The 335-nt window shown below is 43.6% G+C and carries 1 protein-coding gene; it reads right to left on the reverse strand.

Annotated elements, in window-relative coordinates; all coding sequences use genetic code 11:
* Positions 1 to 335 (reverse strand): hypothetical protein (locus tag Q4Q35_RS18775; protein ID WP_303279565.1); only part of this gene is annotated, 335 nt, incomplete at both ends.

The following is a 335-nucleotide window of genomic DNA, read 5'->3' on the forward strand; positions in this document are numbered from 1 at the left end:
AGATACATCCGATACATGAGTCACCACAATGTCATTAACAGCAGTACAATTATCCGCTTCATCCGTAACGACTGTTACATCCGGAGCAGGAGCAGGTCCACCGGGAACCGTAATATTAGCAGGATTAGAAGCCGTAGGCAATGTTGTATCGTTCACATTAATAGTTTGTGAAGCTGTCACGAAGTTACCACAGTTATCCGTAATAGTATACGTTCTAGTAACAACGATTGGACAGGTACCAGTAGCACTATCAGAGTTAGTCACCACAAGGTTTGCATCTGTAGTACAGTTATCAGCAATAGCAAGCCCAAGAGCTTCTAGAGCAGCGACAGTAT

This window comes from Flavivirga aquimarina, assembly GCF_030540835.1.
GTDB lineage: Bacteria > Bacteroidota > Bacteroidia > Flavobacteriales > Flavobacteriaceae > Flavivirga > Flavivirga aquimarina.